Annotated in this window: 19 protein-coding genes and 1 tRNA gene; 12 read left to right on the top strand and 8 right to left on the bottom strand. The window is 70.2% G+C overall.

Annotated elements, in window-relative coordinates; all coding sequences use genetic code 11:
- The first annotated feature begins 122 nt into the window (after positions 1-122).
- Both E3O50_RS16440 and E3O50_RS16435 read left to right on the top strand, forming a co-directional pair.
- Positions 123-4025, top strand: coding sequence for a Pls/PosA family non-ribosomal peptide synthetase (locus E3O50_RS16440; RefSeq protein WP_134564583.1), 3903 nt, complete (start codon positions 123-125; stop codon positions 4023-4025).
- On the top strand, positions 4022-5431 hold the full coding sequence (locus E3O50_RS16435; RefSeq protein WP_134558251.1) for a M1 family metallopeptidase: 1410 nt from the start codon (positions 4022-4024) through the stop codon (positions 5429-5431). Before E3O50_RS16440 ends, E3O50_RS16435 begins: the two co-directional genes overlap by 4 nt.
- Here E3O50_RS16435 and E3O50_RS16430 read toward each other — a convergent pair.
- The gene (locus E3O50_RS16430; RefSeq protein WP_134558252.1) at positions 5388-6083 is read right to left on the bottom strand and encodes a 4'-phosphopantetheinyl transferase superfamily protein; all 696 of its coding nucleotides are present in this window, start codon (positions 6081-6083) and stop codon (positions 5388-5390) included. The two genes, E3O50_RS16435 and E3O50_RS16430, sit on opposite strands and share 44 nt — an antisense overlap.
- A gap of 63 nt (positions 6084-6146) precedes the next feature.
- Between E3O50_RS16430 and E3O50_RS16425 the strand changes: the two genes are divergently transcribed.
- Positions 6147-7163, top strand: a complete 1017-nt coding sequence (locus E3O50_RS16425) for a magnesium and cobalt transport protein CorA (protein WP_134558253.1) — start codon at positions 6147-6149, stop codon at positions 7161-7163.
- Between the two features lie 59 nt (positions 7164-7222).
- Here E3O50_RS16425 and E3O50_RS16420 read toward each other — a convergent pair whose 3' ends face one another.
- The 3 genes from E3O50_RS16420 to E3O50_RS16410 all read right to left on the bottom strand — a co-directional run bounded on the left by E3O50_RS16420 (position 7223) and on the right by E3O50_RS16410 (position 9547).
- A complete protein-coding gene (locus tag E3O50_RS16420) occupies positions 7223-8164 on the bottom strand; it encodes an alpha-L-glutamate ligase (protein WP_134558254.1) in 942 nt (313 codons plus the stop codon).
- Positions 8165-8329: 165 nt separating this feature from the next.
- Complete coding sequence (locus tag E3O50_RS16415) at positions 8330-8521, bottom strand: GNAT family N-acetyltransferase (RefSeq protein ID WP_134558255.1); 192 nt, start codon at positions 8519-8521, stop codon at positions 8330-8332.
- 33 nt (positions 8522-8554) lie between these two features.
- Complete coding sequence (locus E3O50_RS16410; RefSeq protein WP_134449324.1) at positions 8555-9547, bottom strand: adenosine deaminase; 993 nt, start codon at positions 9545-9547, stop codon at positions 8555-8557.
- A gap of 197 nt (positions 9548-9744) precedes the next feature.
- Here E3O50_RS16410 and E3O50_RS16405 point away from each other — a divergent pair, with 197 nt between their 5' ends.
- Together E3O50_RS16405 and E3O50_RS19740 are read left to right on the top strand one after the other, a co-directional pair.
- Positions 9745-13533, top strand: a complete 3789-nt coding sequence (locus E3O50_RS16405) for an AAA family ATPase (protein WP_134558256.1) — start codon at positions 9745-9747, stop codon at positions 13531-13533.
- A 46-nt stretch (positions 13534-13579) separates the two neighbouring features.
- Complete coding sequence (locus tag E3O50_RS19740) at positions 13580-13861, top strand: hypothetical protein (protein ID WP_241975231.1); 282 nt, start codon at positions 13580-13582, stop codon at positions 13859-13861.
- A 65-nt stretch (positions 13862-13926) separates the two neighbouring features.
- On the opposite strand, the gene mscL is transcribed toward E3O50_RS19740, so the two are convergent.
- The 3 genes from mscL to E3O50_RS16385 all read right to left on the bottom strand — a co-directional run bounded on the left by mscL (position 13927) and on the right by E3O50_RS16385 (position 15457).
- Complete coding sequence (mscL, locus tag E3O50_RS16395; RefSeq protein WP_134449326.1) at positions 13927-14361, bottom strand: large conductance mechanosensitive channel protein MscL; 435 nt, start codon at positions 14359-14361, stop codon at positions 13927-13929.
- Positions 14362-14372: 11 nt separating this feature from the next.
- Entirely contained in the window at positions 14373-14804 is a 432-nt protein-coding gene (locus E3O50_RS16390; RefSeq protein WP_134558257.1) for an FmdB family zinc ribbon protein, read from the bottom strand.
- Positions 14805-14878: 74 nt separating this feature from the next.
- The gene (locus tag E3O50_RS16385) at positions 14879-15457 is read right to left on the bottom strand and encodes a 5-formyltetrahydrofolate cyclo-ligase (protein WP_134558258.1); all 579 of its coding nucleotides are present in this window, start codon (positions 15455-15457) and stop codon (positions 14879-14881) included.
- Between the two features lie 34 nt (positions 15458-15491).
- Here E3O50_RS16385 and galU point away from each other — a divergent pair, with 34 nt between their 5' ends.
- From galU to E3O50_RS16365, 4 genes are all read left to right on the top strand, one after another.
- The gene (galU, locus tag E3O50_RS16380; protein ID WP_134558259.1) at positions 15492-16385 is read left to right on the top strand and encodes a UTP--glucose-1-phosphate uridylyltransferase GalU; all 894 of its coding nucleotides are present in this window, start codon (positions 15492-15494) and stop codon (positions 16383-16385) included.
- 75 nt (positions 16386-16460) lie between these two features.
- On the top strand, positions 16461-17120 hold the full coding sequence (locus E3O50_RS16375) for a GNAT family protein (protein ID WP_134449330.1): 660 nt from the start codon (positions 16461-16463) through the stop codon (positions 17118-17120).
- Between the two features lie 143 nt (positions 17121-17263).
- On the top strand, positions 17264-18361 hold the full coding sequence (locus E3O50_RS16370) for a hypothetical protein (RefSeq protein WP_134564582.1): 1098 nt from the start codon (positions 17264-17266) through the stop codon (positions 18359-18361).
- Between the two features lie 96 nt (positions 18362-18457).
- Positions 18458-18530, top strand: a tRNA-Ala gene (locus E3O50_RS16365).
- 105 nt (positions 18531-18635) lie between these two features.
- Here the strand turns inward: E3O50_RS16365 and E3O50_RS16360 are convergent.
- The gene (locus tag E3O50_RS16360; protein WP_134560556.1) at positions 18636-19454 is read right to left on the bottom strand and encodes an IclR family transcriptional regulator; all 819 of its coding nucleotides are present in this window, start codon (positions 19452-19454) and stop codon (positions 18636-18638) included.
- A gap of 176 nt (positions 19455-19630) precedes the next feature.
- On the opposite strand from E3O50_RS16360, the gene E3O50_RS16355 reads away from it, so the two are divergent.
- The 3 genes from E3O50_RS16355 to E3O50_RS16345 are packed head-to-tail and all read left to right on the top strand — an operon-like array spanning position 19631 to position 22308.
- A complete protein-coding gene (locus tag E3O50_RS16355; protein ID WP_134560554.1) occupies positions 19631-20347 on the top strand; it encodes a CoA transferase subunit A in 717 nt (238 codons plus the stop codon).
- A 57-nt stretch (positions 20348-20404) separates the two neighbouring features.
- A complete protein-coding gene (locus tag E3O50_RS16350) occupies positions 20405-21118 on the top strand; it encodes a 3-oxoacid CoA-transferase subunit B (RefSeq protein WP_134560552.1) in 714 nt (237 codons plus the stop codon).
- A complete protein-coding gene (locus tag E3O50_RS16345) occupies positions 21115-22308 on the top strand; it encodes an acetyl-CoA acetyltransferase (RefSeq protein WP_134560550.1) in 1194 nt (397 codons plus the stop codon). Before E3O50_RS16350 ends, E3O50_RS16345 begins: the two co-directional genes overlap by 4 nt.
- The last annotated feature ends 62 nt before the right edge of the window (positions 22309-22370 follow it).

Below are 22370 nucleotides of genomic sequence, written 5' to 3'. Positions count from 1 at the left end.
GTGTGCAGCACCGCGTCCCGATCCGAGGAGCGAGCGTGACCGAGACCCCCGTTCCGCAGGGCGCAACCCAGGCCGCAGCGCAGTCCGCCGCCCAGGCCGCAGCGCAGTCCGCCGCCCAGGCCGTGCTCGAGGCCGGATCGCGCACGGCGGAGGCGCGCACCCTCATCGACATCCTCTTCGCCACCGAAGCCAGGCACCCCAACGCCCTCGCGCTCGAAGACCAGTCCGGCACCGTCAGCTACCGCCAGCTCCGGCACCTCGTCGACGAGCAGGCCCTCGCCCTCAGCCAGGCCGGCGTGCGCCGCGGGGACACCGTCGGCATCCGCATCCCCTCCGGAACCCGCGAACTCTACGTGTCCATTCTCGCGACCCTGCGGGTCGGCGCCGCCTATGTCCCGGTCGACGCCGACGACCCAGAGGAACGCGCTCACCTGGTCTTCAGCGAGGCCCGCGTCGTCGGCGTAATCGGCCGCGGCGGCGTCTTCGAGTTCCGGCCGGCGGTGGACGACGTCATGCTCAGGCAGCGGATGCTGCCGCCCGAGGAAGACCTGACCCTCGCGCACACCCACCGCACCCTGCCCCGCGGCAGCGACGACGCCTGGGCCATCTTCACCTCCGGGTCGACGGGGGTGCCGAAGGGTGTCGCCGTCTCGCACCGCTCGGCGGCGGCGTTCGTCGACGCCGAGGCCGGCCTGTTCCTGCGCAATGACCCGATCGGCCCCGCCGACCGGGTGCTCGCGGGCCTGTCGGTCGCTTTCGACGCCTCCTGCGAGGAGATGTGGCTGGCCTGGCGGAACGGCGCCTGCCTCGTCTCCGCTCCCCGTTCGCTGGTGCGCAGCGGCGTCGACCTCGGCCCGTGGCTGATCGCGCACGGGATCACCATCGTGTCGACGGTGCCGACCCTCGCCGCCCTCTGGCCGGAGGAAGCCCTCGAACGGGTGCGCCTGCTCATTTTCGGCGGCGAAGCCTGCCCGCCCGAACTCGCCGACCGGTTGCAGGCCAGGGGCCGTGAGGTCTGGAACACCTACGGGCCGACCGAGGCGACCGTCGTCGCGTGCGCCGCGCTGCTCGACGGCAGCGCGCCGATCCGGATCGGCCTGCCCCTCGACGGCTGGGACCTCGCCGTCGTCGATTCCGCGGGCGCCCGCGTCGCCGAGGGCGAGACCGGGGAACTCATCATCGGGGGAGTGGGCCTCGCCCGCTACCTCGACCCGGCCAAGGACGCCGAGAAGTACGCCCCGCACGCCGGCCTCGGCTGGCCGCGCGCCTACCGGAGCGGCGACCTCGTGCGCTTCGAGGCGGCCGGCCTCGTCTTCGCCGGCCGCGCCGACGACCAGGTCAAGCTCGGCGGACGTCGCATCGAGCTCGGCGAGATCGAGGCAGCGCTGCGCACCCTGCCGGGCGTCGCCGGTGCCGCCGCTGTCGTGCAGCGCACCCCGGCCGGGAACCAGGTGCTCGTGGGCTACCTCGCACTCGTCGACGCGGCATCCGCCTTCGACCGCGGCCAGGCGACCGAGCGCCTGCGGGAGGAATTACCCGCCGCTCTCGTGCCGTTGCTCGCCGTCGTCGACGAGCTGCCCACGCGGGTCTCCGGCAAGGTCGACAAGGCCGCCCTGCCCTGGCCGCTCCCGGCGACGGGCGACGACACGGATGCCGGCCTGCTGTCTCCGACGGCGGCCTGGCTCGCCGAGAAGTGGGCTGCCATCCTCGGGTCCACCGTCGAGGGTCCGGACGCCGACTTCTTCGCACACGGCGGTGGCTCGCTCACGGCCGCCCAGTTCGTCTCCGCGCTCCGCGAACGCTACCCGGACACCCGGGTCAACGACATCTACGACCACCCCCGCATCGGCGCTCTCGCCGACGAACTCGACTCCCGCACCCCCGCCGTGGTGGCCGCGGCGCGCACCGTGCTTCCGGTCCCGTTCCGCAGCCAGCTCCTGCAGACCCTGCTCGGCATCCCGCTGCACGCGCTCGTCGGCGCCCGCTGGCTCGTCTACCTCGCGGCGGCGAACAACCTGCTCGCCGCGGGCGGCGCCACGTTCGCGCCGACGCTGTCCTGGTGGTGGATCCTCGCCGGATTCCTCGTCTTCGTCACCCCGCCCGGCAAGATGGCGCTCTCCGTTCTCGCGTCCCGGCTCCTCCTCCGCGGGGTGAAGCCGGGCGCCTACCCGCGGGCGGGGTCCGTGCACCTGCGGCTCTGGCTCGCCGAGCAGGTGTCCCTGCTCGTCGACGCCGTGAGCCTCGCCGGAGCGCCCTGGATCAGCTACTACGCCAGGGCGCTCGGCGCCCGCATCGAACCGGGCGTCGACCTGCACGCGCTCCCGCCCGTGACGGGGATGCTGTCCATCGGCGAGCGCGCCGCGATCGAACCAGAGAGCGACCTGTCCGGCTACTGGATCGACGGCGACGTGCTGCGCATCGGACGGGTGAAGATCGGCGCCGGCGCCACGATCGGCGCGCGCAGCACCCTCCTCGGCGGAGCGGTGATCGGCGAGGGCGCCGTGATCGAACCCGGCGCCGCCGTGTCCGGCCACGTGCCGGAGGGCGAACGCTGGGCCGGCTCGCCTGCCACCCGGGTCGGGGCCGCCCGCGGCGCCTGGCCGGCCGAACACCCGCCACGCGGCCGGCGCTGGCTTGCGGCATACGCCCTCGGCGCGCTCGGCATGACCGCGATGCCCGCGGTCGCGGTGATTCTCGCCGCCCTCCTCGTCGGCGCCGCGATCGGCGACGCCGGCACCCTGGGCCTCGCGCTCGGCCGGGCCGCGCTGATGATGCCGCTCGCCGTGGTGGTCGCCGGGCTCGTGTACGCGCTGCTCGTCGTGCTCGCCGTACGGGTGCTCGGCGTCGGGCTCCGCGAGGGCTACTACCCTGTGCGCAGTCGGTTCGGCTGGCAGGTCTGGATGACCGAGCGCATCCTCGACGGCGCGCGCACTCTGCTCTTCCCCGTCTACGCGAGCCTGCTCACCCCGGTGTGGTTGCGCCTGCTCGGCGCGAAGGTCGGCGCGGGCGTCGAGGCGTCGACCGTGCTGCTCATCCCCGCGCTCACCACGATCGCGCCCGCAGCGTTCCTCGCCGACGACACGATGGTCGCCTGTTACGAACTCGGCGGCGGCTGGATGCACATCGGGCCCGCCAAGGTCGGCCGCCGCGCCTTCCTCGGCAACAGCGGCATGGCCGGCGCCGGCCGCACGGTGCCGCGCAACGGACTCGTCGCCGTGCTCTCGTCCACGCCGCGCAAGGCCAAGCGCGGGTCCTCGTGGCTCGGCAACCCGCCAGAGCGGCTGCGGCGGCTCGTGACGGATGTCGACGAGGCGCGCACGTTCCAGCCGTCCGCCCGTCTCCGCACGGCCCGTGCCTTCTGGGAGGTGCTGCGGATCGTGCCGGTTGTCGTGACCGGGCTGATCGCCCTCGGCGTGCTCGCCGCGCTCGACGCCCTCTGGCTCGGCCTCGGTCTCGGCTGGGCGATCCTGCTCGGCGGGATCGTGCTCCTCGCGGCCGGTGCCGTCGCCGCGGTCGTGACGAGCCTCGCCAAGTGGGCGCTCGTCGGGCGGATCTCCGTGAGCGAGCATCCGCTCTGGTCATCGTTCATCTGGCGCAACGAGGTCTCGGACACCTTCGTCGAGATGGTCGCCCGGCCGTGGTTCGCGGCGAAGGCCGCCGGGACCCCCGCCCTGTCGATGTTCCTGCGCACGATCGGGGCCCGGGTGGGCCGCGGCGTCTGGTGCGAGACATACTGGCTGCCGGAAGCGGACCTCGTGGCCCTCGGCGACGGGGTCACCGTGAACCGGGGCTGCGTCGTGCAGACTCACCTGTTCCACGACCGGATCATGCAGCTCGACCGGGTCGCGCTCGCCGAGGGTGCCACCCTCGGACCGCACAGCGTGATCCTGCCCGCCGCATCGGTGGATGCCGGAGCGACGGTCGGCCCCGCGTCTCTCGTGATGCGCGGCGAGCGGGTTCCTGCCGGGTCGGTCTGGTCAGGAAACCCGATCTCGCCCTGGCGCAGACTGCCGTGGACACCGTGAGCCCGCAGACCGGCGGGAAGAACGGCGCAGGCAAGGGCTCTGCCGGTTCGTCCGGCAAGGTCGCCCTCAACCTCCCGACGACGATCGGCGCCGGCACGGCCGGCGATCCCTACCTGATCGGCGCGGGCAACGGCGGCTACCGGGCGCTGCACTACGACCTCGACCTGGACTACCGGGTCGCGACCAACCAGTTGCGCGCGACCGCGACGATAACCCTCGTGTCGACGATGCGCCTGGACCGCTTCAGCCTCGACTTCGACGGGCTGAGCGTCGACCGGGTCACGGTGAACGGCGCCCGGCCGCGCAAGTTCGTGCACACCGGACGCAAGCTCGTGGTGACCCCGCTGACGACGATGGAAGCCGGGGAACGGTTCGAGATCGCCGTGCGGTATCGCGGGGCGCCGCATCCGCTGCGGAGCATCTGGGGAGAGGTCGGCTGGGAGGAACTGCTCGACGGAGTCCTCGTCGCGGGCCAGCCGTGCGGGGCCGCTTCGTGGTTCCCCTGCAACGACCACCCGAGCAACAAGGCGACGTACCGGATCGCGGTGAGCTGCGAGGCGCCGTACACCGTGGTCTCGAACGGCACTCTCACCGGGAAGTCGACCCGTTCCGGCCACACCAGGTGGACCTTCGAGGTCGTCGAACCGATGGCGACCTACCTCGCCTCCGTGATGATCGGCCGGTACCGTTCGAGCGTGCTGCCGCCGGTCGCGGCGGGCGGCCCGGCCCCGGTGCCGATCACGCTGCACTTCCCGTCGAACCTCGCGCACAACGTCGGCGTCGACTTCGGCAGGCTCGGCGAGATGGTCTCGGTGTTCAGCGCGACCTTCGGCCCGTACCCGTTCCCGGGGTACTCGGTCGTCGTGACGGATGACGTGCTCGAGATCCCGCTCGAGGCGCACGGCCTCGCCGTGTTCGGCCGCAACCACGTCGACGGCAACCATGGCAGCGACCGCCTGATCGCCCACGAGCTCGCGCACCAGTGGTTCGGCAACAGCCTCACCGCCGCCGCGTGGCGCGACATCTGGCTGCAGGAGGGTTTCGCCTGCTACGCGGAATGGATCTGGGGCGAACACGCCGGCGGACGCACCGCGGAGCAGAGCGCGGTGTTCCACCGCGGCAGGCTCGAGGCGCAACCGCAGGACCTCCTCATCGGCGATCCCGGCCCGCACAACATGTTCGACGACCGGGTCTACAAGCGCGGTGCGCTCGCCCTGCACGCCGTGCGGCGCTCCCTCGGCGACGCGGTGTTCTTCGACACCCTGCACGCCTGGGCCCGCGCGAACCGGCACGGCCTCGTCTCGACGGATGCCTTTGTCGAGTTCGTCTCCATCCACACCGGGAGCGAGGAAATCCGCCGCATCATCGACCGCTGGATCTACCGGACCGCCCTCCCCAAGCTCTGACGTCGGGGGAGGCGAGCAGTCGGAGGGCCGGCTGAGACGCGGGGCCGGTTCCGGGACGGGCGAGCACGGCGACCCGGCCGACGAGCCCGAGGCCCGCGCCGGGGTCGAAGCTCGCGAGGAGGATGTCGGCCAGGGCGACGCCGGCGCCGGGCCAGGAGGCGAGCGCCGGGCCGAACCCGGCCGTTGGGGCGGGGGCGAGGGTGAGGTCGCGCGGATCGACGCGGAGGCCGTCGCCGGTCGACTTCAGGATCGCCTCCTTCGCACACCAGATCCCGGCGAGGTCTGCGGCGTTCGCCGCCCGCTCGCGAGGACACAGGGCGACGTCGGCGAGGGGGGAGCGGGCGACGGCGTCCACGCTTTCGACGTCGACGCCGACGGGCCCGGCGAAGCTCACCGCGACGGCGACGTGGCCGGACGCCCGGCTGAGGCTGAGGTGAACGGTCGGGTGCGGCGCAGACCCGGATGTCACGTCCGCGAGGGAGGGCACCCCGTGCTCGGCGCTCCCGCAGTGCGGGCAGCGGCGACAGACCCGCACGCTCGCGGGATCGAGGCCGAGCGCCCACGCGGCGGCCGCCGCCAGCAGGGCTCGGTCGGCGGCATCCGTTGGTGAACGCGGCGCGACCATGACGATCACCTCGCCGATGGATTCCATGCACCAAGTGTGGCCGAACCCACGGCCGGTGGCACACTGGTAGCTGCACTCGAGGAGCACGACATGACACTGATTGACAACGCGGTCTACGTGGACGGTCGACGCCTCGCGACGCCCGCCTCCCTCGATGAGACCTATGCGACTCTGACCGAATGCGGCGGCTTCGCCTGGATCGGGATGTACCGGCCAGAAGAGGCTGAGCTGCGCTCCATCGCCGCGGAGTTCAACCTGCACCACCTGTCGGTCGAGGACGCGCTCAAGGGACACCAGCGTTCCAAGCTCGAACGGTTCGACGACATCCTCTTCGTTGTGCTCCGCCCGGCCCGGTACATCGACGCCGAGGAGCGGGTCGAATTCGGCGAACTGCACGTCTTCGTCGGGCCCGATTTCGTCGTGACCATCCGCCACGCCGAATCCCCGGACCTCGCGAAGGTGCGCGCACGGATGGAGTCGACGCCGAGGCTCCTGGCCCTCGGCCCTGAGGCGGTGCTCTACGCGATCTTCGACCAGCTCGTCGACGAATACGCGCCCGTGATCGCCGGCCTCGAGAACGACATCGACGAGATCGAGGACGAGATCTTCGACGGCGACCCCGAGGTCGCCCGGCGCATCTACGACCTGTCCCGCGAGGTGATCGAGTTCCAGCGGGCGACCCAGCCGCTGATCGGCATGCTCGAGGCCCTCAAGCGCGGCTTCGCGAAGTACAACGTCGAGGTCGAGCTGCACCACCACCTCGACGACGTGCTCGACCACGTGCTGCGGATCAACGAGCGCGGCTCGGCCTTCCGGCAGATCCTCGACAACGCCCTGATCGTGCACTCGACCCTCGTCACCCAGCGCCAGAACGACGAGACCCGGCGCCTCTCGGAGACGGGCCTGGCCCAGAGTGAAGAGGTCAAGAAGATCTCGAGCTGGGCGGCGATCCTGTTCGCTCCGACCCTCGTCGGAACCGTGTACGGGATGAACTTCGAGAACATGCCGGAGCTGCACTGGGAGTACGGCTACCCCTATGCCCTCGGGCTGATGGTCGCGGGCGGCTTCGTGCTCTGGCGCGTCTTCAAGAAGAACAACTGGCTGTAGCCGCTTCGGGCGCCCGCCGCGCAGATCAGAACCGATCGCCTGAGGCCTGAAGCGCAGGGTCAGGCCGGGACGCTCGCCGTCAGCAACCCGCCGAGGAACCGGGCGATCGCCCGGGCAGCCGGCAGCGGGGCGCTGGCCTCGACGGCGGGGTTGTAGTTCGTGTTCGTGTTGACGTCGTAGGTGACCCGGCGGCCGTCTGCGGTCTCGATGAACTCGATGCCGGCGATCTCGATGCCGTGGTCGGCGAGGAAGGCCTCGTACCGGGCGATCAGTGGGTCGCTGTCGAAGCCCTTGCGCAGGGCGAACGGCTCGACCGCTGCCGCGTCGTTTCCCGGGTCGATGACACACGCGTCTGCCGGACACAGCTCGAAACTACCCGCCGAGATGTCGACCCGGACCGCGTAGACGTAACGCCCGCCGACGAACTCGACCCGGGTGATGAAGGGCCGTTCCGCGGGCAGGTATTCCTGGAGCAGGGTGATGCCGTCGGCCGGCTCCTCGAAGAGCGGCGAGGCCAGGTAGGCGTCGAACTCCTCGAACGAGTCGAAGCGCCGCACGCCGAGTCCTTTGCCGCCCTGGTTGTGCTTCGTGATGAACGGCGTCGCGAATTCGCGGGAGCGCTCACGCAGGTCGTCACGACCGAACACGGCAACGGTCTTCGGAACGTCAAAGCCCGCCGCGCGCAGGGCGCGGTGTTGCTGCACCTTGCTCACCTCGAAGTTGATCGTGTCCCCGCCGTTGACGACGCGGCGTCCGGAGTCTTCGAGCCAGCGGAGATAGGCCCGGGTGTAGTCCTTCGAGTGCACGTTTCCGCGGCTGTGCGCCGAGGCGCTCATCCGCGACCAGTACACGCCCGGTGCGGGTTCGGCGTCGAGATCGATGGAGCCGCGGGTCAGCAGGACCTCCTCCGCAGGGACGCCTTCTGCGGCGAAGGCCGCGGTGAACGGCGGCAGCCAGTCGGGGTTCTCGTGGAGGATGTACACGCGCGGCAGCTCAGTCATCACTCCAGCGTACGAACACGGCAGAGGCCGCGCGACCAGGGTCGTCTCCGTGGCAGGTTGTGACGGTGCGTGACCCGCGAGCACCGCGCTCGGGGACCCGGACAACCACCGTGCCGAGCACGAGCCAGCCGACTCGGACATCCAGTTGTTCGTCTCGCTGTCCTCTCACCTCGCGCTTGATCCCGCTGCTGTCGGGATCGCACGGTCCTGCAGGCGGTGAAAACCGGCACGGAGGTGGAGCCGCTGGGCGCGCTCGTTGAGGGATCCGGTGTCGAGCACGACGGCGGAGACGCCCCAGGCGCGGGCCTCGTCGATCGCGGCACGGACGAGGGCCTCACCGGTCCCGGCGCCCTGCACCTCAGGGGCCCTAGCCCTCGTTCGCGGTGCCGGTCACGCCTGGGCAGCGCGCCAGGCGTCGACGTCCGCGCCGAGCGCGGCCTTCTCCGCCGGATCGAGGAACGAGGCTTCGATCCCGTTCCGGGCGAGGAGGGCGAGCCGGTCAGGCCCGAGTCCGAACTCGGCGTCGAGCGCCGCGAGGTTGTCGTCGATGTACCCGCCGAAGTACGCGGGGTCGTCCGAGTTGACCGTCGCGAGCAGGCCGAGGTCGAGCATCCGCACGATGGGGTGGTCGGCGAGCGTGTCGATCGCACGCAGCCGCACGTTCGAGAACGGGCAGACCGTGAGCGGCACCCGATCGCGCACGAGCCGTTCGACGAGCGCGGGATCCTCGAGGCTGCGGATGCCGTGGTCGATCCGCTCCACCCCGAGCCGGTCGAGCGCGCTCCAGACGTACTCGGGCGGGCCCTCCTCGCCGGCGTGCGCGACCCGGCGCAGCCCGTTCGCCGCGGCGAGCGCGAAGACCTCCTCGAACAGCTCCGGAGGGTAGCCGACCTCCGCGGAGTCGAGTCCGACACCGTCGATCGTGTACCCGCTCGCGAGAATCTCGCGGAGGATCTGCAGGGCCTCGTTCGCGGGCCGGTCGCGCAGGAACGTCACGATCAGTTTCGTCGAGATGCCGAAGTCCGGGACCGAGGTGCCGAGGGCATCCGCCACCCCGCCGAGCGCGGTCAGCAACGGGATGCCGCGGCTCGTGTGCGCCTGCGGGTCGAAGAAGATCTCGGCGTGCCGCACCCCCGCGTCAGCGGCCCGGCTGAGGTAGGCCCGGGTCAGGTCCGTGAAGTCGGCGGCTTGGCGGAGGACGTCGAGGTTGTGGTAGTACAGATTGAGGAAGGATTGCAGATCGGTGAACTCGTATTGCGCCCGCAACTCCGCCAGGGTCGCGAAAGGCAGGACGACGGCATTGCGTTCGGCCAGCTCGAAGATGAGCTCCGGTTCGAGAGTGCCCTCGATGTGCAGGTGGAGTTCGACCAGGGGGAGTTTCATTTCCCCATTCTCGCAAGCCCGGTCGGCTCCGAATCACCAGTGGTGTCCTCCTTCAGCGCACCGGCGGCAGCGCCCGCCAGCGCACGGTCCAGCACGACGGTCGGCAAACACGACAAATCCGCGGGTTTTCCCGCGAATCCCCACGAAACCCGGGGAGCCTGCGGCCGAACGGTGTTTTCCGGACTTAGGGTGTCGGTGTGTGGCGCCTCGATAGAAAACAAGATGACGACGACATCCTGTCGACCAACCCGGATGCTCCGTCGGGTGAGCCGCGGAATGCGGTCTCCCCGCAGACCGTGAGCCTCGGGGATCCCTCGGTCGTCGCGGGAAACATCGCCGAGCCGGTCTGGAACCGCTGGCGCACCGAACTCGCCGAGATCGGCGGGCGCTCGCCTCTGTTGCACTTCGCCGACGAGCCGCGCACCCGCATCGAACTGAGCCAGGCCCACCCCGGCGGACTCCCGCAGTTCATCACCGGCAAGTCCACCCTGCTCTCCAACCTCATCCGCGACGAACTCGCGCTGCGCAACGCCCGCCTCGCGGCCGGCGAGATCACCCAGAAGGGCATCGAACTGCGCTCCATGCGCGGCATCGAATCGGTGCACCTGGGCATCGGCCTCGCCGAATGGCGCTTCGGTGACGTCGACTTCCTCGGCCCGGTGCTGCTCCGCCCGCTCGCGATCCGCCGCTACGGCCGCGACTTCGAGCTCAAGCTCAAGGGCCAGCCGTTCCTGAATCCCGAACTCGGCCGCGCGCTGCACGAGCAGTTCCAGATCACCCTCGACGCCGACGCCTTCGTCGCGCTCGCCGTGACCAACGGCGCCTTCAAACCGCAGCCCGTCATCGACCGCCTCCGCGGCCTCACCTCGCACCTGCCCTGGTTCAACGTCACCCCGCGCCTCGTCGCATCCTCCTTCGCCGACGTCGGCCGGGCCATGAAGGCGGATGCCGCGCACCTCGAGCATCCGCTGCTCGACGCGATCGCGGGGAACCCGAGCGCCCGACAGGCCATCGAGGGCGCATACAACCCCGTCGTGCCGATCGGCCAGGACTCCCGGCCGCCCGCGACCGACGTGCTGCTGCTCGACGCAGACCCCGAACAGGAGAACGTCGTCGCGCAGATCGCGGCAGGGAACTCCCTCGTCGTCAAGACCCTGCCCGGCACCGGAGGCACCCAGACGATCGTCAACGCGATCGGCTCCCTGATCTCCCAGCACAAGCGTGTCCTCGTCGTGAGCGCCCGCCGCTCGAGCCTCGACGGCATCAACCAGCGCCTCACCCAGGTCGGCCTCCCCGGCGTCGCCGTCACCCCACGGCTGCTGCGCCGCGACCTGATCGCCTCGATCACCCGCAACGAGAAGGCCGTCCAGCCGATGGTCGGCGACGTCGACGACGCCCTCGTGCGGCTCCGAAAGGTGCTGCTCGACTACCGCGGCGCCCTCACCCGGCGCGACCCTGCCCTCGGCGTCTCCGTGCTCGACGCCCTCGGCGAACTCGCGAGGCTCGCCCAGCTGTCCTCCCCGCCGTCGACGACCGCCCGGCTCGAGCGGCACGCGCTCGAGCGCCTCGCCCAGAACCGGGCGACGGCGGCGCAGACGCTGATCAAGGCGGCCGCGCTCGGCCAGTTCCGTTACGGGCCAGGCGACTCGCCCTGGTACGGGGCGTCCTTCGCGGTGCCGGCCGAGGCATCCGCTGCCCACCAGCTCGCCAAGCGGGTCAACCAGGTCGAGCTGCCGCGCCTGCTCGAGCGTGCCGCCGGCCTCGTCGGCCAGACCCGGTTGCGGCCCTTCGAAACCATCGCAGAGCTCGGCGTGTACCTGCGGCTGCTGCTCGACATCCGCGACACCCTCGACAAGTTCCAGCCGGCCGTGTTCGACCGTTCGCTCACCGAGCTCATCTCGGCGACCTCCGCCCGCCGCGACTCTCCGGACATGACCGGCACCAGCCGCCGGCGCCTGCGCCGCCTCGCCGAGGAATACCTGCGGCCGGGCGTGCACGTCACAGACCTGAACGACAGCCTCCGCCGGATCCAGCAGCAGCGCACCCTCTGGCAGCGCTACGTCGTCGCCGGCGTCATGCCGGAGGTGCCCGTCGGGATCTCCGACGTCCACGTCGCCTTCCAGCGCGTCTCCGAGGACCTCGCGGCCCTCGACATCCCACTGCGCAACACCGGCACGAACCGGCAGCTCGTGATGCGCCCGGTCAAGGAACTGATCTACACGATCTCCGGCCTCGCCGCCGAGAGCGAGGTGCTCGCCAACCTGCACGAGCGCACCGCGCTGCTCGCAACGCTGCGCGAACACAACCTCGACCCCCTGATGACCGACCTCGCGAAGCGGCACGTCTCAGAGGAGAACGTCGCCAACGAACTCGAGCTCGCCTGGTGGCAGTCCGTGCTCGAGACCATGCTCGGTGCCGACAAGGCGCTCCTGAACGCGAACACCCAGGTGCTCGACCGGCTCGAGGCCGACTTCCGTCTCGTCGACGAGGCCCACGCGTCGACGACCGGGCAGCGCCTCGGCTGGCTCCTCGCCGAAACCTGGAAGATCGGCATCGTCGACTGGCCCGAGGAGGCCGACCGCCTTCGCCGCCTGCTGCGCGCCGACCGCGCGACCCCGTCCCGCCTGAACAAGGCGGCCCCGCACCTCGGCCGCGTGCTCGCCCCGGTCTGGCTCGCCTCGCCGTACGAGGTCTCCAAGCTCGACGACCAGCACTTCGACGCCGTGCTCCTCGTCGACGCCGGCGCGACGACCCTCGCCGAGAACGTCGGCGCCATCCGTCGCGGCAAGCAGATCGTGGCCTTCGGCGACCCCGTCACCCAGACGCCGTCGCCGTTCGAGACCGGCATCACGGATGCCGGCGGCGGCACGAACGCCAACGCGCGCGTCAGCCGCGTCAGCCTCGCAGACCGCGCAGAGCGCGAAACCAACGTCGACGCCCTGCACGCGGACTCCGCCCTCGCCCGCCTCGGCGAACTGTTGCCCACCCTCACCCTGACCCGCAGTTACCGGGCCGGCGGCGAAGACCTCACCGAACTCGTCAACCACCGCTTCTACGGCGGCCGCATCGACTCCCTCCCGTGGGCAGGCAGCTACCTCGGTCACGGCAGCCTCACCCTGAACTACGTCGCGGGCGGCCATGGCATGCCCGACGCCGACAGCGGAGCCGTCGAGAGCGTCGACGCCGAGGTCACGAAGGTCGTCGACCTCGTGCTCGACCACGCCGTCAAGCGCCCGCGCGAATCGCTCATGGTGATCACCGCGAGCGCACGCCACGCCGTTCGCGTGCACCAGGCGGTGCTTTCCGCCTTCTCCAAGCGCACCGACCTGGCCGACTTCATCCTCAAGGACCGGGCCGAACCGTTCACCGTGCTCACCCTCGAACAGGCCGTCGCCCAGAGCCGCGACCGGGTGATCTTCTCGATCGGCTACGGCCGCACCCCGCACGGACGCCTGCTGACCAACTTCGGCTCGCTCGGCGAACCCGGCGGCGACCGCCTGCTCGCGATCGGCATGACCCGGGCCCGTCGCGCCATGGACATCGTCTCCTGCTTCCGCCCCGCCGACATCGACGAGGACCGCCAGCGCCACGGCATCCTCGCCCTCGCCCAGGTGCTCACCGAGACCGAAGCCAGGCACAACGAGGCGCAGGTTCCCGATGCCACCGAGCCGATGCTCGTCGACCTCGCCCAGCGCCTCGAACGCCTCGGCGTCACCGTGACGCTCGGCCATCGCGGCAAGCTCGCCCTCGCGGGCTCGCACGCCGGTCGAGCCGTCGTCGTCGAAACGGATGCCGTCGTCGACCGGGCAAGCCTGCGCGAGTCGCTGAGGCTCCGTCCAGAGGTGCTGCGGCGACTCGGCTGGCACTACCTGCGGGTGCACTCCTTCGAACTGTTCAGCAACCCGGACGCCGTCGCCACCCGCGTCGCCGGCCTCGTCGGCGTCACACCCCCCACGCCGCCGGCAGCTCAGTACCCGCACGCGTGAGCCGCCGCGCCTTCGAGACGGCTGTGTTCCCGGGGAAAGACGCTTTATGAAAGACACCGACGACTGGGTCGAGACCCCGGAGAGTGCCGCCGACCGGTCGCACGGACTCGACCCGGAGGATCCCGCGTCAGCGCCGCGCCAGTCCGTCGTGAAAGCCCGCGGCGGAGCCCGCCGGGCGCGCCTGACGCCGGCGCCGGACACGGATCCGAACCCGCACCCGCCGGTCCTGCGCGAGGAGGGCGGCGTCGCACCGCACGTCGCCGGAACCGAGCCGTCACGGAGCGCGAACGAGGCCCAGTTGCGTCAGGACCGCCCGCCGCACTGGTGACCTGCGCCCGGCATCCGCCGTTGCGTACGCGCTTCCGACGCTACGGCAGGCACGCCGGAGGAGAGCTACCTCGGGGACGGGCCGGTGTCGGGCTTGGCGGCGTCCGCGGCGAGGAGGTCGCGGATCTGGGTGAGCAGGTCGAGCTCGGTCGCGGGGACGGTCGCGTCCTTCGGCGGCAGGCCTGCCGCACGGCGGCGCTCCTGCGCCTCCTTGAGCTTGTTGATCGGCATCACGAACACGAAATACACGACGGCTGCGATGAGCAGGAAGTTGATGATCGCCGCGAGCACGAGCCCGAAGGACAGGCTGCCGCCGCCGGGCAACGGGACATTCATCGATTTGGAGATGTCTTCCGCGTTGAAGATCGCCGCGATCAACGGGTTGAAGATCCCGGTGACGATGGCGGTGACGACGGACGTGAACGCCGCGCCGATGACGACCGCGACCGCGAGGTCGATCACGTTGCCGCGCATGATGAATTCTTTAAAGCCCTGGATCATGGGGATCCTCCTTAGGGTTTTGCGGACGGGGCCGCACTCGAAGTGGGGGTCGAACGTGATGCTGATGATACCGATGACGACGACGGGCCGGCGGATGCCCCGCCCGACTTCTCGGACGACGCGCCCGACTTCTTCTCCGACTTCTCGGCCTTCTTGGGCTTGTCAGAACCCTTGTCGGAGTGCGAACCCTTCTCGCCGTGCGACGCGGTGTCCGCGTGCGACTTGGCGTGCTTCTTCGGGTGCGCCTGCAGGGCCGCTTTCGCGTCCGAGCGGGAGTCGTTCTGGTAGAAGCCCGAACCGGTGAAGCTCACGCCGATCGAGGAGAACACCTTGCGCAGCTTGCCGCCGCAGGTCGGGCAGACGGTCAGCGTGTCGTCGGTGAAGGCTTGCTGGATATCGAACGCGGTGTCGCACTCGGTGCAACGGTAGGAATAGGTAGGCACTGAAACTCCGGCTGTAGGAACCCGGCGCGCGCCGGGAACCCTGATTGAAATAGATGAACGTGAGGGTGGATGAGTTAGAAGGTGATGATGCGCGTGGGCGTGACCAGGCCGTCGACGGGCTGGTCGTGCACTTCACGCGGCACGGAGTCGACGTATTCGTTGTCGAAGACGACGGCGTAGACCGGGGGACATTTCTCCATCGACCCGAGGGTCTTGTCGTAGTAGCCGCGGCCCCAGCCCATCCGCAGCCCGGTCGTGTCGACGGCGGCCGCGGGGACGATGATCAGGTCGACGTCATTGATCGCGATCGGCCCGAGCAGGCTGCCCGCGGGTTCTGGCATCCCGGAGACACCGGGGAATTCGGTCTGGTCCTCGCCGACGGTCCAGTCGAGCAGGCCGTCGTCCCGGGAGACCGGGAAGAGCACCCGGATGCCCTGGGCCTCGGCCCAGTTCACGAACGGCCGGGTATTGGGTTCGTTCCTGGCGGACAGGTAGCAGGAAATGGAGCGAGCGCTGAGGTCGACGACGATGCTCTGCAGGTTCGCGGTGAAGCCCGCCGTCGCGGCATCCGTCTCGACCGAGGTCATGTTCTGCCGGCGCTCACGCAGTTCGGCGCGGAGCGCCCGCTTTCGGTGAACGGTCTCGGAGTCCATATAAGTCATCCTAGATGCCGATAGCGTAGGGGCCATGGGTACACGCATCACGAAAGCCGTCATTCCCGTTGCTGGTCTGGGAACTCGCTTCCTCCCGGCCACGAAAGCAATGCCGAAGGAGATGCTCCCCGTCGTCGACAAACCGGCGATCCAGTACGTCGTCGAAGAGGCCGTCGCGGCCGGCCTGAACGACGTCCTGATGATCACCGGGCGCAACAAGAACGCCCTGGAGAACCACTTCGACCGGATGACCGAGCTCGAGGACGTCCTGATCCAGAAGGGCGACAAGGACCGCCTCGCCAAGGTTCAGTTCGCGACAGACCTCGCCGACATCCACTACGTTCGCCAGGGCGACCCGCTCGGCCTCGGCCACGCCGTCCTCCGCGCGAAGATGCACGTCGGAAACGAGGCCTTCGCCGTGCTCCTCGGCGACGACATCATCGATGCCCGCGACCCGCTGCTCGAGAAGATGCTCACCGAGCAGGTCGAACGCAACACGAGCGTCATCGCGCTCATGGAGGTCGAGCCCTCGCAGATCCACCTCTACGGTTGCGCCGCGATCGAGGCCACCGACGACCCCGACGTCGTGCGCATCACCGGCCTCGTCGAGAAGCCCGCTGAAGCGGATGCCCCGTCGAGCCTCGCCATCATCGGCCGGTACGTGCTCCGCCCCTCGGTCTTCGGCGTGCTCGAGCACACCGAGCCGGGCAAGGGCAACGAGATCCAGCTGACCGACGCCCTGCAGGAGATGGCGGTGAACCCCGAGACCACGGGCGGCGTCTACGGCGTCATCTTCCGCGGTCGCCGCTACGACACCGGCGACCGGCTCGACTACATCAAGGCCATCGTGCAGCTCGCCGTCGACCGCGAAGACCTCGGTCCCGACTTGCGCCCATGGCTCAAGGGATTCGCCGCCACCCTCGACTGATCGGGGTGACTCGGGGACTGATCCGGGTGAATACAGTGGGGGAACACCAGTTGAATCCGAGTAGACAGGCAGGTTGTGGCGATCGCGATTCCGACGCTCTTCGACGGTGATGTGACGTTGCGTCCCATCCGGCTGCGCGATGACAAAAACCTCGAACGCTCCCTGATGGAGAACCGAGGCTGGCTGCGCGCCTGGGAGGCGACCAGCCCATATGCGCCGATGTCCTTCGACACCCGCGCGAGCATCCGCAGCCTGCTCGCGCACTCGCGCACCGGGAACGGCCTGCCGTTCGTGATCGAATTCCAGGGCCGGCTGGCCGGGCAGCTCAACGTCTCCTCGATCAGTTGGGGCTCGCTGTCGAGCGCGACGATCGGGTACTGGGTCGCCGAGGAGTTCGCCGGTCGTTCGATCACCCCGATCGCCGTGGCCCTCGCGACCGACTACTGCTTCGGGCAGCTCGGGCTGCACCGGATGGAGATCTGCATCCGGCCGGAGAACGGCCCCTCCCTCCGCGTCGTCGAGAAGCTCGGCTTCCGCTACGAGGGCCTCCGCCGCCGCTACATCCACATCAACGGCGACTGGCGCGACCACTTCTGCTTCGCCCTCGTGGCCGAGGAAGTGCGCCAGGGTGTGCTGCGCCGCTGGCGCGACGGGGCAGCCCCCGCCGATGCTGCGGCGGTGACCCCCGCGGACAGGGCCGCGGCGGCGCATCCGCTCGGTGTGGCCGAGTACTGAGCATCGAACCACAATCCCGCGCACAAGAGACGCCGCGCAAAAAGACACGCCGCGCAAAAAGAATCGTCGATTCACCGGCGAGTCGGCGGACACACCCCGTCTAATCAGCGCCGGAACGGCCCCGGACTCATACCGTAGGGAGCATGAGTAGCGAGGTCCTGGGTGGCGGAGTCATGGTGGGGGTCGCCGCCGTGCTCTGGGTGGCCTATTTGATGCCGACCTGGACCCGACGACGCCAATATCTCACGATCGAACGCAATGCGGTTCGGTTGCAGCAGACCATGCGTATCCTCGCGGAGACGTCCGAGATTCCGCAGGAGGTACGACTCGAGGCGAATGCCCGCACGGTCGTGACCCAGCAGAAGCTGCTCGCGCAGGCCGAGGAGGACGCTCGCGTCGAGGCCAAGGCCGTGATGGCCGCCGCGAGTTCCGCCCGCCGCGCGGTCGCCGCCCAGGCCGCAGCAGAACGCGCCGCCGCCGCGCAGGTCGCCGCGGTGCAGGCCGCCGCCCAACGCGCCGCCCAGTCCACTGTCATCGGGCATGCAGCGGCCAGGAGCCGGCGCGTGCGCCGCGTGCGTGCCCTCGCGACCCTCGTGCTCCTCGGCGGCCTCCTGGCCGTCACACTCGGCCTCGTCGCCCTGGTCTCCGGCGGCTCGGCCGTCCTCCTCGCCGTCGGCGCCGCCTCCGGCGTCCTCGCATTCGGCACCCTCAACCGCCTCGCCCGCACCAGCGCGCACGCCAGGGCCCGGTCCGTCGCCGCGGGCCCCGCCGTCGCCGAAGCCCGCTCCCGGCCGCTCGTCGGGCAGGACTTCGAACCGGTGCAGTTCGAGGAGACCCCCGTTCCCGTGCAGACCTGGACGCCGCACCCGCTGCCCCGCCCGCTGCACCTCGCCCCCGGCACGGTCGCCCAGGTCGCCATGGCTTCAGCGGATGCCGCCGCGCAGCTCCGCCGGGCAGCCGCGGAGGCCGAGGTGGCCCGCCGCGCCGAGCAGCTGCAGGTCGCGGTCACGCCGCTCCGGCACACCGGAACGATCTTCGCCCAGGGCAGCAGTCTGGGCAGCAACGTGGGGACGAACGTGGGCACAAGGCCGGTCACGAAGACCGGGCCGGTCGCCGTCGCGGGCAAGGCAACGGCCGCCGCACCGGTCAGCCGCTTCGCGTCGATGGGCATCGTCGGCGAGACCGAGCCGGGAATGACCGACCTCGATGCCGTTCTGCGCCGCCGCCGCGCCGCCGGGTAGGCACTCGGACGAGTGCCCCCGTTCCGCCAGGAGGTCGCCGCGCACGGGGTGTGCTCAGAACGAGGCCCAACGCGTGATATTCTTCATAAGCGGTTGGGGGCTATGGCGCAGTTGGTAGCGCGTCTCGTTCGCAATGAGAAGGTCAGGAGTTCGAATCTCCTTAGCTCCACCGGCAAGACAGAAGGATCGTGGCCCAGCGGCCCCGGTCCTTTTGTCGTTTCCGGGGTGAATTCCAGCCACGACGATACTCGGCGACACGTGAGGGTTGCGCGGATCAGTGCGCGAGCGGGCCGGGCTTCTGCAACTCCTGGGTGATCCGGTTCGCCTCCTCGAGGAGCAGGCGACCGAGGAACTCCTGTCGCTCCGGCCGGAACCGGGGCTCGATCCCGGTCAGGGACAGCGCCCACGCCGGCCGGCCGGACCGATCGAAGATCGCCGCTCCCATGCCCCAGCTGCCCTCCAGGATCAGCCCGGGGTTGACCGCATACCCCGTGGTGCGGGTGAGCTCGAGGTTCGAGCGGATGCCCGCCGCCGTGTGCGCCGGACCCCACGTCGCTGCGAGCTCGCCGCCCAGCAATGCCGTCACCTCGTCCTCCGGCAGGTACGCGAGGATCGCGAGCCCGGCGGAGGCGACGCCGAGCGGGAACCGCACGCCCTCGTGCAGAACGAACGACCGGATCGGGAAGCTGCCCTCTTCCCGCAGCAGGCAGACGGTCTCCGCGCCTCGGCGGATGGAGAGGAAGGCGCTCTCGCCGGTCTCCTCGGCGAGCCGGCGCAGGCTCGGCCGGGCGAGCTCCTCGATCGGGTATCGGTCGGCGGCGACGACCCCCATCACGAAGATCTCGGGCCCGTAGTGCCAGGTGTGCCGCACGGGATCGTGGTCGAGCAGCCCCTCTGCGGCGAGCGAGGTGAGCAGGCGGTGCACGGTCGGCCGGGTCAGGCCGGAGTCCCGCACGATGTCGGAGAGCGCAGCCCCGCCCGGCGCGCGGCCCACGAGCCGGAGAAGCAGGGCGATCCGGGCCGTCACCTGGGCGCCCTGCACGGTGCCGCCCTGCACGGTGCCGCCCGGTCCCTTTGCGTCAACCGTGGTCATCTCGACTCCTATGTGTCCATAATGTGGATGATGGTGAGCCTAGTGTTCACGGGGTGGATGCGCAATAAAACGCACGGATTTCCGCGATTGACAGGGTCTTCGCCGCCCGGTTAGCATGGCCGTCAGACAGCGTGTCCACAGGGTGGACACAGTGAATGCTCAATGAGGAGACGACCATGTCCACGGTACTGACCAGCGCGGCCGACGCACTCGGTGACGTCCTCCACGACGGGATCGTGCTCGCGGTGGGCGGCTTCGGCCTCTGTGGGATTCCCGCCGACCTGATCGACGCGGTGCGGGCATCCGGTGTTCGTGATCTCACGGTCGTCTCGAACAACATGGGCGTCGACGGGATCGGTCTCGGCCGGCTGCTCGAGACCGGGCAGGTGCGGAAGGTGATCGCGTTGTACGTCGGCGAGAACCGGCTCTTCGCCGAGCAGCTTCTCGCGGGCGAGCTCGAGGTCGAATTCAGCCCCCAGGGCACCCTCGCCGAGCGCCTCAGGGCCGGGGGAGCAGGAATCCCCGCCTTCTACACGAAGACCGGGGTCGGCACCCTCGTGGCAGAGGGCAAGCCCCACGCGGTGTTCGACGGCATCCGCTACGTGCAGGAACGCGGCATCGTCGCCGACGTCGCCCTCGTGCACGCCTGGCGCGCCGACACGGAGGGCAACCTCGTCTACCGGTACACCGCCCGCAACTTCAACCCGCTCGTCGCGACCGCCGGCATCGTCACGATCGCCGAGGCCGAACAGATCGTGCCGCGCGGCACGATCGACCCGCACGACGTCGTGACGCCGGGCGTCTACGTGCAACGCCTCGTGCAGGCGGATGCCCGGGCCAAGCCGATCGAGCAGCGCACCGTGCGCGAGCGCGCGGTCGTGGTGCCGGCCTGAGCCGCCCGCGACCACCCGCCCGACACCCCCATCCGATCGACACCCAGGGAGTACCCCATGACGTGGACCAGAGACGAGATGGCCGCGATCGCGGCCGGCGAACTGCACGACGGCGATTACGTCAACCTCGGCATCGGTATCCCGACGCTCGTCGCCAACAACCTGCCTGAGGGGGTCTCGGTCACGCTGCAGAGCGAGAACGGGCTGCTCGGCATGGGGCAATTCCCCTGGACGGGCGAGGAGGACGCCGACCTGATCAACGCGGGCAAGCAGACCGTGACGATCCTGCCGGGCGGATCCGTCTTCGACTCGGCGATCTCGTTCGGCATGATCCGCGGCGGCCACGTCAAGGTCGCGATCCTCGGTGCGATGCAGGTGTCCGGCAGCGGGGACCTCGCCAACTGGACGATCCCCGGCAAGATGATCAAGGGAATGGGCGGCGCTATGGACCTCGTCGCGGGCACCCCGCGGGTGGTCGTGCTGACCGAACACGTGGCACGGGACGGCGCCGCCAAGATCGTGACCGAGTGCAGCCTGCCGCTGACCGGAGTCGGGGTCGTCAACCGGATCATCTCCGACCTCGCTGTCTTCGACGTGACAGAGACCGGGCTCGTGCTGCGTCGCCGCGCCCCCGGGGTCGCTCTCGAGGATCTCCGCGCCTGCACGGAACCGGACTTCATGGTCTCGGAGACGGAAACCGACACCGCAACCGACACCGCAACCGACACCGCAACCAACACCGCAACCGACCAGAAAGCAGTGCGACTGTGAGCCTCCAGGAACAATTCGGCACCGACGTCCTCCTCGCCGGCTGGGGGCACAGCCGCTTCGGCAAGCTCAGCGAAGACACCCTCGAGACCCTGATCGTGCAGGTCGCCACCGAGGCGATCGCGAACTCCGGCGTCGACGCCGGCGAGATCGACGAGATCTACCTCGGCCAGTTCAACTCCGGGCTCGTTCCGCTCGCCTTCGCGTCCTCGCTCGCGTTGCAGACCGACCCGGCGCTCGCGTACGTTCCGGCCACCCGGGTCGAGAACGCCTGCGCCTCCGGCTCGGCCGCGTTCCAGCAGGGCGTCAAGTCCCTGCTCGCCGGCACCGCCCGCACCGTGCTCGTGATCGGGGCGGAGAAAATGACGGATGCCTCATCCGAGCGGGTGGGATCCGCGCTGCTCGGCGCCGACTACGACCTGGCCGGCCAGCCGTCGACATCCGGTTTCGCCGGCCTCTTCGCCGTCGTCGCCGAGGCATACGCCGACCGCTACGGCGACGTCGGCGACGTGCTCGGCTCCATCGCCGCCAAGAACCACCGCAATGGCGTCGACAACCCCTTCGCCCAGCTGCGCAAGGACCTCGGCGAGGACTTCTGCCGCACCGTCTCCGAGAAGAATCCGATCGTGGCCGGGCCGCTCCGGCGCACCGACTGCTCCCCGGTCTCCGACGGGGCCGCCGCGATCGTACTCACGGCAGGGGCGCCCCGCCGCTCCGGAGCCGCGACCGATCCCGTGCGGCTCACCGGCTTCGGTCAGGCCAACGACTTCCTGCCCGCCGCCCGCCGCGACCCCACCGCCTTCGCGGCGACCCGGATCTCGTTCGAACGCGCCCTGCGGATGGCGGGGGTGGGCCTGGACGAGCTCGACTTCGCCGAGGTGCACGACTGCTTCACGATCGCCGAGCTGATCATGTACGAGGCGATGGGGCTCACCCCGCCCGGCGAGGGCCGCCGGGCCGTCGAGGAGGGCTGGGTGTACCGCGGCGGCAGGCTCCCGGTCAACATCTCCGGCGGACTCAAGGCGAAGGGCCACCCGGTCGGGGCGACCGGAGTGTCGCAGCACGTCGTCTCCGCGATGCAGCTCACCGGCACCGCCGGCGACATGCAGCTCGATGCCCCGCGCCGTGCGCTCGTGCAGAACATGGGTGGAGTCGGCGTCGCGAACTACGTGAGCGTGCTCGAGGCCGTCTGACGCGGCATCCGCAGCACCGGTGTCGGGGGTGCCCGGTAGCCTCGGCCACGAACGAGGGAGCG

This window comes from Cryobacterium sp. MDB1-18-1 (assembly GCF_004402735.1).
GTDB classification, from domain to species: Bacteria; Actinomycetota; Actinomycetes; order Actinomycetales; family Microbacteriaceae; genus Cryobacterium; species Cryobacterium glucosi.
This window is presented reverse-complemented; position numbering and strand designations above follow the sequence as displayed.